This is a genomic window from Mucilaginibacter xinganensis (genome assembly GCF_002257585.1).
Lineage (GTDB): Bacteria > Bacteroidota > Bacteroidia > Sphingobacteriales > Sphingobacteriaceae > Mucilaginibacter > Mucilaginibacter xinganensis.
Genome location: NZ_CP022743.1, coordinates 4,571,387 through 4,584,911, shown reverse-complemented (window position 1 = coordinate 4,584,911; position 13,525 = coordinate 4,571,387). Strand labels below are relative to the sequence as shown.

The 13,525-nt window shown below is 41.8% G+C and carries 23 protein-coding genes; 22 read left to right on the top strand and 1 reads right to left on the bottom strand.

The features are described from left to right. Positions 1–28 precede the first annotated feature (28 nt). On the top strand, positions 29–1,288 hold the full coding sequence (locus MuYL_RS20110; protein WP_094572262.1) for a prephenate dehydrogenase: 1,260 nt from the start codon (positions 29–31) through the stop codon (positions 1,286–1,288). 68 nt (positions 1,289–1,356) lie between these two features. Here the strand turns inward: MuYL_RS20110 and MuYL_RS20105 are convergent, their stop codons facing one another. Further along, positions 1,357–2,769, bottom strand: coding sequence for a C45 family autoproteolytic acyltransferase/hydolase (locus MuYL_RS20105; protein ID WP_094572261.1), 1,413 nt, complete (start codon positions 2,767–2,769; stop codon positions 1,357–1,359). 131 nt (positions 2,770–2,900) lie between these two features. On the opposite strand from MuYL_RS20105, the gene MuYL_RS20100 reads away from it, so the two are divergent. The 21 genes from MuYL_RS20100 (at position 2,901) to rplO (ending at position 13,520) form a co-directional block, all read left to right on the top strand. After that, entirely contained in the window at positions 2,901–4,061 is a 1,161-nt protein-coding gene (locus tag MuYL_RS20100) for a hypothetical protein (protein ID WP_094572260.1), read from the top strand. A gap of 218 nt (positions 4,062–4,279) precedes the next feature. Further along, positions 4,280–4,897, top strand: coding sequence for a 50S ribosomal protein L3 (gene rplC / locus MuYL_RS20095; RefSeq protein WP_094572259.1), 618 nt, complete (start codon positions 4,280–4,282; stop codon positions 4,895–4,897). A 1-nt stretch (position 4,898) separates the two neighbouring features. Next, positions 4,899–5,528, top strand: coding sequence for a 50S ribosomal protein L4 (rplD, locus tag MuYL_RS20090; protein WP_094572258.1), 630 nt, complete (start codon positions 4,899–4,901; stop codon positions 5,526–5,528). Positions 5,529–5,530: 2 nt separating this feature from the next. Further along, complete coding sequence (rplW, locus tag MuYL_RS20085) at positions 5,531–5,821, top strand: 50S ribosomal protein L23 (protein WP_094572257.1); 291 nt, start codon at positions 5,531–5,533, stop codon at positions 5,819–5,821. Positions 5,822–5,829: 8 nt separating this feature from the next. Next, positions 5,830–6,657 (top strand): 50S ribosomal protein L2, encoded by an 828-nt coding sequence (gene rplB / locus MuYL_RS20080; RefSeq protein ID WP_094572256.1) that lies wholly within the window; start codon positions 5,830–5,832, stop codon positions 6,655–6,657. Next, positions 6,657–6,923 (top strand): 30S ribosomal protein S19, encoded by a 267-nt coding sequence (rpsS, locus tag MuYL_RS20075; protein WP_094572255.1) that lies wholly within the window; start codon positions 6,657–6,659, stop codon positions 6,921–6,923. Before rplB ends, rpsS begins: the two co-directional genes overlap by 1 nt. Positions 6,924–6,926: 3 nt before the next feature. Continuing rightward, positions 6,927–7,355: a 50S ribosomal protein L22 gene (gene rplV / locus MuYL_RS20070; RefSeq protein WP_094572254.1), complete on the top strand. Its 429-nt coding sequence runs from the start codon at positions 6,927–6,929 to the stop codon at positions 7,353–7,355. Positions 7,356–7,361: 6 nt separating this feature from the next. Further along, a complete protein-coding gene (gene rpsC, locus MuYL_RS20065) occupies positions 7,362–8,264 on the top strand; it encodes a 30S ribosomal protein S3 (RefSeq protein ID WP_094572253.1) in 903 nt (300 codons plus the stop codon). Between the two features lie 47 nt (positions 8,265–8,311). Further along, a complete protein-coding gene (rplP, locus tag MuYL_RS20060) occupies positions 8,312–8,734 on the top strand; it encodes a 50S ribosomal protein L16 (RefSeq protein WP_073405789.1) in 423 nt (140 codons plus the stop codon). Positions 8,735–8,850: 116 nt separating this feature from the next. Further along, positions 8,851–9,054 carry a 50S ribosomal protein L29 gene (rpmC, locus tag MuYL_RS20055; RefSeq protein ID WP_094572252.1) on the top strand — a complete coding sequence of 68 codons (204 nt, stop codon included), beginning with the start codon at positions 8,851–8,853 and terminating at the stop codon, positions 9,052–9,054. 20 nt (positions 9,055–9,074) lie between these two features. Beyond that, positions 9,075–9,329: a 30S ribosomal protein S17 gene (gene rpsQ, locus MuYL_RS20050; RefSeq protein ID WP_094572251.1), complete on the top strand. Its 255-nt coding sequence runs from the start codon at positions 9,075–9,077 to the stop codon at positions 9,327–9,329. A 1-nt stretch (position 9,330) separates the two neighbouring features. After that, complete coding sequence (gene rplN, locus MuYL_RS20045) at positions 9,331–9,699, top strand: 50S ribosomal protein L14 (protein ID WP_073405786.1); 369 nt, start codon at positions 9,331–9,333, stop codon at positions 9,697–9,699. Between the two features lie 2 nt (positions 9,700–9,701). Further along, on the top strand, positions 9,702–10,046 hold the full coding sequence (rplX, locus tag MuYL_RS20040) for a 50S ribosomal protein L24 (RefSeq protein WP_094572250.1): 345 nt from the start codon (positions 9,702–9,704) through the stop codon (positions 10,044–10,046). After that, complete coding sequence (rplE, locus tag MuYL_RS20035; protein ID WP_094572249.1) at positions 10,046–10,609, top strand: 50S ribosomal protein L5; 564 nt, start codon at positions 10,046–10,048, stop codon at positions 10,607–10,609. Before rplX ends, rplE begins: the two co-directional genes overlap by 1 nt. After that, positions 10,602–10,871 carry a 30S ribosomal protein S14 gene (gene rpsN / locus MuYL_RS20030; RefSeq protein ID WP_094572248.1) on the top strand — a complete coding sequence of 90 codons (270 nt, stop codon included), beginning with the start codon at positions 10,602–10,604 and terminating at the stop codon, positions 10,869–10,871. Before rplE ends, rpsN begins: the two co-directional genes overlap by 8 nt. Before the next feature lie 142 nt (positions 10,872–11,013). Beyond that, the gene (rpsH, locus tag MuYL_RS20025; RefSeq protein WP_094572247.1) at positions 11,014–11,412 is read left to right on the top strand and encodes a 30S ribosomal protein S8; all 399 of its coding nucleotides are present in this window, start codon (positions 11,014–11,016) and stop codon (positions 11,410–11,412) included. Positions 11,413–11,429: 17 nt separating this feature from the next. Then, a complete protein-coding gene (rplF, locus tag MuYL_RS20020; RefSeq protein ID WP_094572246.1) occupies positions 11,430–11,987 on the top strand; it encodes a 50S ribosomal protein L6 in 558 nt (185 codons plus the stop codon). A gap of 5 nt (positions 11,988–11,992) precedes the next feature. Beyond that, positions 11,993–12,352, top strand: coding sequence for a 50S ribosomal protein L18 (gene rplR / locus MuYL_RS20015; RefSeq protein WP_094572245.1), 360 nt, complete (start codon positions 11,993–11,995; stop codon positions 12,350–12,352). A 12-nt stretch (positions 12,353–12,364) separates the two neighbouring features. Further along, entirely contained in the window at positions 12,365–12,883 is a 519-nt protein-coding gene (gene rpsE / locus MuYL_RS20010) for a 30S ribosomal protein S5 (protein WP_094572244.1), read from the top strand. Positions 12,884–12,889: 6 nt separating this feature from the next. After that, on the top strand, positions 12,890–13,069 hold the full coding sequence (rpmD, locus tag MuYL_RS20005; RefSeq protein ID WP_073405778.1) for a 50S ribosomal protein L30: 180 nt from the start codon (positions 12,890–12,892) through the stop codon (positions 13,067–13,069). A 4-nt stretch (positions 13,070–13,073) separates the two neighbouring features. Further along, positions 13,074–13,520 carry a 50S ribosomal protein L15 gene (gene rplO / locus MuYL_RS20000; RefSeq protein WP_073405777.1) on the top strand — a complete coding sequence of 149 codons (447 nt, stop codon included), beginning with the start codon at positions 13,074–13,076 and terminating at the stop codon, positions 13,518–13,520. Positions 13,521–13,525: the final 5 nt, after the last annotated feature.

Genomic DNA, 13,525 nt, shown 5'->3' with positions numbered 1-13,525 from the left:
TTTTGCTACTCATACCTATATTAGCAGTATGAATATAGGCATCATTGGCTTGGGGGATATGGGGCGTTTGTACGCAAAAGCTTTTGCTGATGCAGGCTACCAGGTTTGTGGTTGCGACCTGCCCGATAACCGCGACCGGCTGGAGGAAGAGCTTTCACCATACCATATTAAAATTATGGAAAGCGGCATGGATGTATCCCGGATTTCAGACCTTATCATCTATTCTGTTGAAGCAGATAAGATGCTGCAGGTTGTTGCGGAATGTGGCTCATCGACCAAGTATGGTGCTATTGTAGCCGGGCAGACATCAGTTAAAACACCTGAAATAACAACATTTGAAAAATACCTGCCTGCTGATGCACAAATAATAACCTTTCACGGCATGCATGGGCCGGGGTTTAAGCCCCGGGGGCAAAAGTTGATCCTGATCCGCCACAGGGCAGATGGAGAGGCCTACCAGCGCATGCTTGACCTGTTTACTGCCATAGGATCGGATATCGTGGAGATGAATGACTACCACGAACATGATAAAATTGTTGCCGACACGCAGGCCGTAACCCATGTAGGCTTCGAAAGTATGGGGACAGCCTGGAAAGAGGCAGGGTTTTTCCCCTGGGAAAATGCTTCGTATATAGGAGGCATCGATAACGTGAAAATCCTGACCACGCTGCGGATCTTTAGCTATAAAGCACACGTTTACGCAGGATTGGCCATACTTAACCCTTATGCCAGGCAGCAGGTAAAGCGGTATGCTGTATCTGAGTCGGAATTGTTTAAGCTGATGATAAAGGAGGAAGAGCAGGCGTTCAGGGAAAGGCTTTATCGTGCCCGTGACTTTGTCTTCCATGAAAGCCGCAAGCCTATCATGCTAAATGATACGGTGATGAAAGAGTTTTCCCTTTCGCAAAAGCCCGAGCAGCAAAAGCCTAATTCGCACCTGAGTATATTAAGCATGGTTGATGCGTGGTATCATTTGGGCGTAAACCCTTATGATAACCTGATTTGTCAAACCCCGCCGTTTAGGCTGCGCCTGGGCATAGCCGAATACCTGTTTAAGAATGAAGAGTTGCTGGAAGAATCAATTGTTACGGCTTTGTACGATAAGACCATCCGCGGGGATGATTTAGAGTTTCATTCAGCGGTACGGGAATGGTCGTCAATTATAGGTTACGGTGATATGCAGGGTTACAAAAAACACTTTAATGATGTGCAGGCATTTTTTGATGGCAGGCTGGAAGAAGGTAACAAGCAGAGCGCTGAGTTGATAAGAAGACTAATGATGGAATAGTATTGTTAAATAACGATTCCGCCGACGTGATGAACGATCGGCGGAATCAATACTAAATTAATAACGAATTAGTTGCTGACTGCAAATAAGGTCCACGGGTACGATTTCATATCTCTTAAATATTTACCCTGTGTTTTAAAATATTCCGGGTGCTTTTTAAAGAAAGGAGCAGCCAAAAAATCAGCACCGCCGGGATGGCCCATGTGGGCCCAAAGCGACATCTTTTTAGCTAAAGCAGTGCTGCTAACTTTTCCCTGTACAGCGCCCATGGGGTAAAACGGACCTTCGCTCCATTCAGGCACGCCAACGGGGTCTTCATCTACATGGCCGTCAATTACGCAGCGGTTATTGGCTTTTTTGCCATGTACTGCATCATAAGTGTCACCTTCAATAGTTTTGCCTGTAGCTTCATCCAGTTTGCCTTTGTAATCAACAGCAACCAGTTTCTCCATGCGTAACCTGCGCGCATTTGGCGAGTTTTCATGGTTGTTCACATCAAACGTAGTTTCTTCTTTTATAAGTTTTGGGTCACTCGGAAAATTAGATCCTATAATAGCGGTGTCTTTTGATCGCCATACCTTGTAGTTTTTAAGGCCAAGTTCCAGTTTAGCCACTTCGTTGGTTTTGGTATCGCCAATTAACCAATCATTTGCATAGCCACCGTTGTTGTCCGTAGTCATTATTTTAATTACATCATCAATACTTTTGGCATATTGAGCGGCTTTACGTGCGCGTACAAATTCAGGCGTACGGGTAGTGTCAAAACCTTTAAAGCCGGTTATGGTTGTTTCAGTGATCAGGATGCCACTATTGGTTACCACAAAGTCATCTCCACTATGGATAAAACCAGGGGCGATGTCCATCAGGATATGATTTCCTTTTTCAGGTTTGATATCGGCAATTACATTCCAGCGCTCGCCAACAATATAATCGGTCCAGTTATTATGGCCAATAACAATTTTATGGTCTTTTGTGAAGCTGCCTGTGGCAATAAACGCGCTGCAGTTACCGGGTGCTTTGTTATCGCCGCTGCCGGGTTTAACTTTATTATCAAGGCCGGCAACGTAATATTGGGCCAGCTCAATGTTTGCGTTTAAGGCCGTAATATCCAACGTGTCATATTTCATGCCCTTTGCCTGCAGGCCTTCGGCAATTCCTTTTATTTCATCCTGGTATTCCTTATCTATCTTTTTCCATAAAAAACGTTTCGAAGCTGCACGGTAAAAATCCCAGTCCTTTCCGCTGCTGCTGGGAAGGTAATATTGCATCACTTTAATTAAAGTGTCAATTTCATTAGCCACTAAATAACCATGCTGGTAACCAATATCAGCAGGGGAGCCTGCCAGGTGCACATAGATCCAGCCATTTTTGTCTTCGCGGGTTGCATTGCCGAGCCGGCTACTTTTTGCAGGTGTGTTTTTACAGCTAAAAAACGCTGTTGTTAGTATTACAGCGATAAAAATTTTGATAGGGGTTTTCATTTTTACGGTCAGTTAAGTGATGGTTGAATATAGAGAAACTTAGTAAATTTTCAAAATGCAGTGAAACTAGAGTGCGTTTTTGTTAATCTTGATATATTTGAACAAATTAACCGCCTTGCTGAATTCCTTTAATGGATCAATCTTACGTTAAGCTCAGATACATTTTCCTGCCTTTTTTGATAATTAGCGTAAGCACTATAACTATCTATACTTTTTTTGACTGGCTCATTATTGTTAAACTTAATTTAATTAAAGTTGATGAAGCGGTAGTCAATTTGATAATACCTATGGTGATACCATGGCTCCCGCTTTTATTTTTGTTAAGGGCAAGGGTTAAATTGCTAAAACTGAATAATAAAGGAAACAGGGATCCGGCTACAGGGATCTTAATGGTATGCTGGATTGCGATTGCTATTCCTTTAGTGATATCCCAGGAGTATATGGTTACCGCAACAGGAAAGTTAACCAGACTGGATTATATGAGCCAGATTGATTATAATAAACCCACAAAGTATTATACAGTAAAGCGTTTTTACGTAGCCAAGGGTCTGGTGCATTTGCGGCCTGTTTTTCGTGTAAGCGGTAAATCAAACAGCGACTTCAATATGGCCATTTACGCTCCCATCCCTGTTTTTGACCACCTGTTTCCCGATACTAACATGATAACAGTTATGCGGAATAACCTGAATGCAAAAGGGCTGGTTATCATCAACGGAAAATTAAGTAACATGCAGGTTTTAAAAAGGCTTCCGGCCGATTCAATCCGTAGAATGCGTTATTTGAATCCATCATTGGTAATGCCTCAATATGGTGATGCCGGCAAATTCGGTGCACTGCTGGTATTAACCAGAGGTTTCAAAATCAAATCAGAATCCCCGCCGCCTAAAATTGCACCTGCGGCCTGGCTTGCTGTTAAGTACACAAAAACGATCAGTAACCGATTAACGGTTCAGGAAAAGGATCAAATCTACAGGGCGTTTGCAACGCAGAGCGAAACTGATTTCCGGAATATGCGTTTTGATCGTTTTATTTATCTCGACAGAATCCCATACAATAACGATTCACAGAATTACCTTGATGCAATAAAGCTAAAAGGTGATGTTGTTGATGGTTTTCCGGTTGTTCTGAAACCGGTGTATGATGTTTATTCAAATAGAAACGGCAATAAACTTGCCTGGATCTTCGGCTCGTTCGGAGCAGGGGCGGTAATTTTTTTAATTATACTTAGTTTAATAAAACTAAGGGACGGAGATCTTATCAGCATACTTAAACAACAGGTTTCGGGAAAATAAACCATATCAATGGTTACAGGGTTTAATTACTAACCTGTGAACCCCTCACGCAATCAACTATTTTCACTAAAAAACCCTGCGCAAAATATTTATAAAAAAATAACTTGCTAACTATTTGACAATTAATCTAAAATTTCTATCTTTGCCGTCCCTTAACGGGGAATAATATGTCTTGAACGAAGCCCTACTGCTTCGATGGACACAAACTAAAAAAGAAAATGTCAGGAATTATTGGTAAAAAAGTAGGAATGACCAGCATTTTCGATGAAGCAGGAAAAAACATTCCCTGCACAGTAATCGAAGCTGGCCCTTGCGTGGTAACACAGATCAGATCTGTTGAAACAGACGGATATGCGGCTATACAGCTTGCATATGGCGAGAAAAAAGAAAAACACACTACAGGTCCTTTAAAAGGCCACTTCCAAAAAGCCGGTACTACACCAAAACGTAAACTGGTTGAATTCAAAACTTTCCCGGAAGAAAAATCATTAGGTGACACTGTTACCGTTGAGATTTTCGAGATCGGTGATTTTGTGGATGTGGTTGGTACTTCAAAAGGTAAAGGTTTCCAGGGTGTGGTAAAGCGTCACGGTTTTGGTGGTGTGGGTATGCAAACTCACGGTCAGCACAATCGTTTACGTGCACCGGGTTCATTGGGAGCTTCATCATGGCCTTCACGCGTATTTAAAGGTATGCGTATGGCGGGTCAGATGGGAAATGAGCGTGTAAAGATTCAGAACTTGCAAGTTGTGAAAGTTTTCGCAGAGCAGAATCTGTTGGTTGTTAAAGGTTCCATCCCAGGAGCTAAGGGTTCATTCGTAATAGTGGATAAATAAGATGGAAGTTAACGTAGTAAATGTATCAGGTAAAGAAACAGGTGCCAAGGTGCAACTTCCTGAATCCGTATTCGGTATTGAACCAAACGATCACGCAATTTATCTTGATGTTAAGCAGTATTTAGCTAATCAGCGTCAGGGTACACACAAGTCAAAACAGCGTAACGAAATTGCAGGTTCAACCCGCAAATTATATAAGCAAAAAGGTACCGGTGGTGCCCGTGCAGGTAGTGTGAAATCACCATTGTTTAACGGTGGTGGCCGTGTATTCGGTCCGCAGCCCCGCGATTATAGCTTCAAATTAAATAAAAAGCTTAAATCATTGGCACGCAACTCTGCTTTATCATACAAGGCAAAAGACAGCAACATAGTAGTTGTAGAAGATTTTTCTTTTGAGTCAATCAAAACAAAAAGCTATATACAGCTTACCGCAGATCTTAATGTTAGTGACGTAAAGACACTTTTAGTATTAGGCGCTGCAAATAACAATGTTTATTTATCAAGCAGAAACCTGAAAAGAACTAAGGTTATCACAGCAAACCAGTTAAACACTTATGATGTGTTAAATGCAGGCAAGCTGATATTAACCACAGGTGCTCTTAAAACTTTGGAGGAAGCATTAGCTAAGTAATTATGGAAATTTTAAAGAAACCCTTACTTACTGAAAAAGTAGCTCAATTAACAGAGAAGCTTAATCGTTATGCTTTCAAAGTTGATCACAGAGCTAACAAAATTCAGATCAAAGGAGCCGTTGAGGCTATGTATGGTGTTACCGTGAAAGCTGTAAACACTATGAAATACGTTGGAAAACTGAAGACCCGCAATACTAAGGCAGGCGCCGTTAGCGGCCGCGCTGCAACTTACAAAAAAGCGGTTATTACGTTGAAAGACGGAGAAGTAATTGATTTTTATAGCGGTATATAAATAAAGAGATGGCAGTTAAAAGATTTAAACCGGTTACGCCGGGTACCCGCTTCCGCATAGATACTGATACGTCGGATATCACAACAAACGTTCCTGAAAAGTCGTTGGTGGTTTCGTCTAACACAAGATCAGGCGGACGTAACAACAGCGGTAAGATGACCATGCGCTACATGGGTGGTGGCCACAAACAAGCTTACAGGTTAATTGATTTCAAACGTAATAAATTTGATATCCCTGCAAAGGTTGCAACTATTGAGTACGATCCTAACCGTTCGGCACGTATAGCACTGTTACATTTTGCTGACGGAGAAAAAAGATATATGATAGCCCCTGCAGGTTTAGCGGTTGGACAAACCGTTTTATCGGGCGAAACAGCACCTCCTGAGGTTGGTAACACGTTACCGTTAAAAACCATTCCATTGGGTTCTATTATTCACAATATTGAATTGAACCCTGGCCAGGGCGGTACCATTGCACGTAGTGCAGGTACTTACGCACAGCTTTCGGCACGTGATGGCAAATATGCTATTATCAAATTGCCTTCAGGCGAAACCCGTATGATCCTGGCAACTTGCCTGGCTACTATCGGTACAGTTTCAAATGGCGACAAAGCAAATGCAGTATTAGGCAAGGCTGGCCGCAAACGCTGGTTAGGCCGCAGGCCAAGAGTTCGTGGTGTAGCCATGAACCCGGTAGATCACCCTATGGGTGGTGGTGAGGGAAGAGCCTCAGGTGGTCATCCACGTTCACGCAAAGGTTTATTAGCCAAAGGCTACAAAACTCGTGACAAGAAAAAAACATCGGATCGTTATATCATTGAAAGAAGGAAAAAATAATGGCTCGTTCAATTAAAAAAGGACCTTACATCGATCATAACTTAGACAAGAAAGTTATGGTACTGAATGATTCAAACAAAAAATCAGTTGTAAAAACATGGTCAAGGCGCTCCATGATCTCTCCTGATTTCGTTGGTCATACATTCGCAGTACACAACGGTAATAAATTTATCCCTGTGTATGTAACAGAGAACATGGTTGGACACAAGCTGGGAGAGTTTGCACCAACCCGTACATTCCGTGGTCACGCAGAAAAGAAAAAATAAGGCATGGAAGCAACAACAAAAATCAAAAAGTCTGTATTGATCAGACAACGCAAGGAGCAGGAAAAAGCTCAGCAAGGCGGCTCTTCTGTTGCCAAACTGCAAAACTGCCCTACATCACCACGTAAAATGCGTTTGGTGGTTGATCTGATCCGCGGTATGAACGTTGAGAAAGCGATATATACCCTAAAGTTCTTAAATAAGGAAGCAGCAATACGTGTTGAAAAGCTTTTGTTATCAGCCATCAAAAACTGGGAAGCAAAAAACGAAGGCAAGCGTGTTGAAGACAGTAACTTATATGTAAAAGAGGTTTCAGTAGGCGGTGGTCGTCAGCTAAAAAGGTTACGCCCTGCTCCGCAAGGAAGAGGATACCGTATCCGTAAACGCTCAAACCATGTACACCTGATCGTAGATAGTAAAAACGACAACAATTAATTTGAAATGGGACAGAAAGCACATCCAATAGGTAACAGATTAGGAATCATCAGAGGTTGGGATTCTAATTGGTTCGGTGGCAATCATTATGCCGACAAATTAGTTGAAGACGAAAAAATCCGTAAATATCTTTCAGCACGTATCTCAAAAGGTGGTGTATCAAAGGTAGTTATTGAGCGCACATTGAAACGTATCACTGTAACTATACACACCGCCCGTCCGGGTATTGTTATAGGTAAAGGTGGCCAGGAAGTTGACAAGATCAAAGAAGAGTTAAAGAAACTTACTAAAAAGGAAGTTCAGATCAACATCTTCGAGATCAAACGCCCCGAGCTTGATGCACAATTAGTTGCAGAAGGCATAGCAAAACAACTGGAAGCACGTATTTCATTCCGTCGCGCCATGAAAACCACAATTGCTTCAACCATGAGAATGGGTGCAGAAGGAATTAAGGTAATGACATCTGGTCGTTTAGGCGGCGCTGAAATGGCACGTACAGAACAATATAAAGAAGGAAGAATTCCTCTACATACTTTCCGCGCAGACATCGATTATGCATTAGCTGAAGCATTAACTACTTATGGAAAAATAGGTGTTAAGGTTTGGATTTGCAAAGGCGAGGTTTACGGCAAACGCGACTTATCACCAAACATTGGTGGCGCAAGCAGCGCCAGCGGTAAAGGCGGACGCCCTGAAGGCGGCGCGGCAGGCTTCGGCGGTCGTGGCGGCAATGAAAGAGGCGGAGAGCGCGGTGGCGAACGCAGAGGCGACAGGAAACCAGGCGGTGATCGCCGTGGCGGACCAGGCGCTGGCGGAAGCCGTCCGGGTGGCCAGGGAAATCGTCCGGGTGGTCCAGGCGGTGCAAATCGTCCAGGTGGAAATCGCCCGGGTGGTCCAGGAAAGAGATAATAATATTAGTAGAAAAATATATCGTAACGATATAAAAGCTTAAGAAAATGCTACAGCCAAAAAGAACGAAGTTCAGAAAGATGCAAAAAGGCAAAATGAAAGGTAACGCCAGTCGTGGCGCTGAGCTTTCATTCGGATCTTTCGGTATAAAATCACTCGAGCCGGCCTGGATAACCAGCCGCCAGATCGAAGCTGCACGTATTGCTGTAACACGTTTTATGAAACGTGAAGGCCAGGTGTGGATCAGGATATTTCCTGACAAGCCTGTAACCAAAAAACCAGCAGAGGTACGTATGGGTAAAGGTAAAGGTGCTCCGGAATATTGGGTAGCGGTAGTACGCCCCGGTAGGATCATTTTTGAAGCAGAAGGCGTACCTTTGGACGTTGCTAAAGAGGCATTGCGCCTGGCAGCACAAAAGTTACCTGTGCAAACAAGATTTATAGTACGTAGAGATTACGTAGAAGCATAAATAAAAAGAGTTGAAAGGTTGTAATGTTGAAAGGTTGTAATGTTGATTACAGCCGCCATAATGGAAACATTTGAACATTGTAACTTTCCAATATTACAACACACAAATAAAATAAAATGAAGAACTCAGAAATTTTGGAGTTGTCAACTGAAGAATTGGTTGCCAGGGTCAGCGAGGAAAGAGGAACACTCACCAAACTGAAATTTGCACATGCGGTTTCTGCTATTGAAAACCCTACCCGTATTACAAAAGTACGTAAGGACATCGCCCGTTTAAATACTGAATTAACAAAGCGCAAAGCGGCGTCAGCTTCTGAATAATTTTTTAAGCGTCGAGAAAAATGGAAAGAAATTTAAGAAAAACACGTACCGGCATGGTAGTTAGCAGTAAGATGGAAAAATCTATTGTTGTAGCTGTGGAACGTAAAGTGAAACACCCGATCTACGGTAAGTTCGTTAAGAAAACTACCAAATTCATGGCTCATGATGAAGCTAATACTTGTGGTGTAGGCGATACCGTATTGATTATGGAAACCCGCCCGCTGAGCAAAAATAAAAACTGGAGATTAGTTCAAATTTTAGAAAGGGCTAAATAAGATGGTACAACAGGAATCAAGATTAAATGTAGCTGATAACAGCGGTGCTAAAGAAGTTTTAGTGATCCGTGTGTTAGGTGGTACCGGTAAAAGGTATGCATCAATCGGCGATAAGATAGTAGTTACCGTAAAAAGCGCTTTGCCATCAGGCAACGTTAAAAAAGGTACCGTTTCAAAAGCCGTTGTGGTTAGAACTAAAAAAGAGATCCGTCGTAAGGATGGTTCTTACATCCGTTTTGATGACAATGCTGCGGTTTTGTTAAACAACCAGGATGAGCCAAGAGGTACACGTATTTTTGGCCCGGTAGCAAGGGAGTTACGTGAAAAACAATTTATGAAAATTGTATCATTAGCACCGGAGGTATTGTAACAATGGAAAAGAAACAACACACACAACCAACCAAACTTAAGATCAAAAAAGGTGATCTGGTGAAGGTTATAGCCGGCGATTCAAAAGGATCAGAAGGTAAGATATTAGAAGTAATATTAGAAAAAGGCAGAGCTATTGTTGAAGGTGCCAATATGGTATCAAAACATACTAAACCTAACGCAGCAAAACCAAACGGCGGAATTGTTAAGCAGGAAGCTGCTATAGCTATTTCAAACCTGATGCTGGTTGATCCTAAATCAGGAAAACCAACCCGCGTAGGCCGTAAAAAGAATGATGCCGGTAAATTAGTAAGGTTTGCAAAAATATCAGGAGAGGAAATTAAGTAATGGAATACGTACCAAGATTAAAAACGAAGTATAAGGACGAAATTCGTACTGCACTGAAAGAAAAATTTCAGTATAAAAGCGTAATGCAGGTTCCTAAGCTTGAAAAAATTGCCATTAACCAGGGTGTTGGTGGTGCTACTACTGATAAAAAACTTATTGAAAGTACAATTACTGAATTGACCACTATTACCGGTCAGCAGGCTGTTTCTTCAAAATCCAAGAAAGATATTTCAAACTTTAAGTTACGTAAAAACATGCCTATCGGCGTACGTGTTACCTTACGTGATAATACAATGTATGAGTTTCTTGATCGCTTAATTGCAGTTGCTTTACCACGTATCCGTGATTTCAAAGGTATTAACGATAAAGGTTTTGACGGACGCGGAAACTATACTTTAGGTGTATCAGAGCAAATTATATTCCCTGAAATCAATATTGATAAAATCAATAAAATACAGGGTATGGATATTACCTTTGTAACCTCGGCAACAAATGATGTTGAAGCATTGGAGTTGTTGAAACAATTTGGATTACCATTTAAAAATCAAAATAGCAATGGCTAAAGAAGGTGTAAAAGCACGCGAAGTTAAACGTGCTAAATTAGTAGCTAAATACGCTGAAAAAAGAGCGGCCCTTAAAGAAGCCGGCGATTACGCAGCTTTAGATGCATTACCAAAAGCATCATCACCGGTTAAATTGCACAACCGTTGCAAATTAACAGGCCGTCCTCGCGGATATATGCGTCAGTTTGGTATTTCACGTGTTACATTCCGTGATATGGCCCTGGCCGGTAAGATCCCCGGAATTAAAAAAGCAAGCTGGTAAACAGCGATTGGAGATTAGAGACCAGTGGTTAGAAAGAATAACTAACCGCTGGTCTCTAACTTCTGATTAACTATAATGAATTAACCGATAGAAGGTCGCCCGGGATGTTACCGGAAGGAAACCACTATCATAACACAATAAAATGAATACAGATCCAATCGCAGATTATCTTACAAGAGTAAGGAATGCTATTAAAGCCAACCACCGGGTTGTTGAAATTCCTGCATCAAATCTGAAAAAGGAAATCACTAAGGTGCTTTTCGACAAAGGTTACATTGCTAATTTTAAGTTTGAAGATAACGGACCCCAGGGCATCATCAAGGTGGCTTTGAAGTACCATCCGATAACTAAAATTTCTGCTATCCGCAGCATTTCACGCATCAGTAAACCAGGTTTGAGGAAATACGCAGGCATGGACAATATGCCAAGAGTATTAAATGGTTTAGGTATCGCCATCCTGTCGACTTCAAAAGGTGTAATGACCGATAAAGAAGCCCGTACACAGAATGTTGGCGGTGAGGTTTTATGCTACGTATATTAATAGGAGGAAATTAAGCAATGTCAAGAGTAGGAAAATCACCTATAGCACTACCACAGGGAGTAACTATTAGCGTATCAGCAGATAATGTTGTTACTGTCAAAGGCCCTAAAGGTGAGTTGCATCAGGCTGTTGACAGTGATATCACTGTTGAACAGGAAGAAGGAAATCTGGTTGTAAAACGCCCTTCTGATCAAAAACGCCATAAAGCATTACACGGTTTGTATCGTGCATTGATCAACAACATGGTTGTAGGCGTAACCACCGGTTACAAAATCCAGCAGGAATTAGTAGGTGTGGGTTATCGTGCAACCAATACAGGTAACACTTTAGACTTAGTTTTGGGATATTCTCACCACTATGTTTTTGAATTACCAAAAGAAATTACAGTTTCAACAACTGCTGAGAAGGGTAAAAACCCTACCATCATTTTAGAGTCAATTGATAAACAACTTATTGGCCAGGTAGCGGCAAAAATACGCTCGTTACGTGCTCCAGAGCCTTACAAAGGTAAAGGTATCAAGTTTGTTGGCGAAGTATTGAGAAGAAAAGCAGGTAAATCAGCATCTAAAAAATAATCGTCATGGCAGCTAGAGCAAAATTATCAAGAAGAGACAGAATTAAGATGGGGATAAGGAAGCGCCTTTCAGGTTCTTCAGCACGCCCGCGTTTATCAGTTTACCGTAGCAATAAAGGTATCTATGCGCAGATCATTGACGATGTAAGCGGCAAGACATTAGTGTCGGCCTCATCATTATCAAAAGATTTTACTGCAGCAGAAGGCACTAAGATTGATCAGTCAGTAGCCGTAGGCAAACTGGTTGCTTCAAAAGCTATTGCAGCAGGTATAAAAGATGTGGTTTTCGACAGGAACGGTTATTTGTACCATGGTCGTGTTAAATCACTGGCCGAAGGTGCACGTGAGGGTGGTTTAAACTTTTAATCGAAAAGAGAAATGTCAACAATCAACATAAAAAGAGTAAAAACAAGCGAGATCGAATTAAAAGACCGCTTGGTAAGCATACAGCGTGTGGCCAAAGTAACCAAAGGCGGCCGTACTTTCAGCTTCAGTGCCATTGTGGTAGTGGGCGATGAGAATGGTGTTGTAGGTTACGGGTTAGGTAAAGCTAAAGAGGTTACTGAAGCGATTGCAAAAGGTATTGATGATGCAAAAAAGAACCTTGTAAAGGTTCCTATTATCAACAGCACTATACCTCACGAGCAAATTGGTAAGTTTTCAGGTGGTTTTGTTTTCATCAAACCAGCAGCAAACGGTACCGGTGTAATTGCAGGTGGTGCAATGCGTGCCGTATTAGAGTCAGCCGGTATCCACAACGTATTGGCAAAATCAAAAGGTTCATCAAACCCGCACAACGTGGTTAAGGCAACTGTATCAGCATTATCACAATTGCGTGATGCTTATACTGTAGCACAACAACGCGGCGTTAGTTTAGGTAAAGTATTTAACGGATAATCAGTCATGGCAAAAATCAAAATAACTCAGATTAAAAGCGTGATCGATAGAAGTGAGCGCCAAAAACGTACGGTTGAGGCCCTGGGCTTAAGAAAGATCAACCACAGTGTAGAAGTTGAAGCTACTGCAGCTATCATCGGTATGGTTAAAAAAGTTAATCACCTTGTAGCGGTAGAAAATATTTAATATCATGAATTTAAGCAATCTTAAACCTGCAGAAGGTTCTACTAAAAATAGGAAAAGAATTGGCCGTGGTACTGGTTCAGGCCGTGGCGGAACATCAACCCGTGGCCATAAAGGTGCCGGATCTCGTTCGGGTACCAGCACTAAAGTTGGTTTTGAAGGTGGCCAGATGCCTTTACAGCGTCGTGTTCCTAAGGTTGGATTTAAAAATCCAAACCGCGTTGAGTACGTTGGCGTTAACCTTGACGTGTTACAAGCATTGACTGAGAAATTTACATTATCATCAGTTGATTTTGATACACTTAAAGAACATGGTTTGGCATCCCGTAATGACCTTGTTAAAATTTTAGGTCGTGGCGAACTGAAAGCCAAGTTAGAAGTTAAAGCACATGCATTTACTGCTACAGCGCAAAAAGCTATTGAAGCAGCAGGTGGTACAATAGTTAAGCTATAATTTTC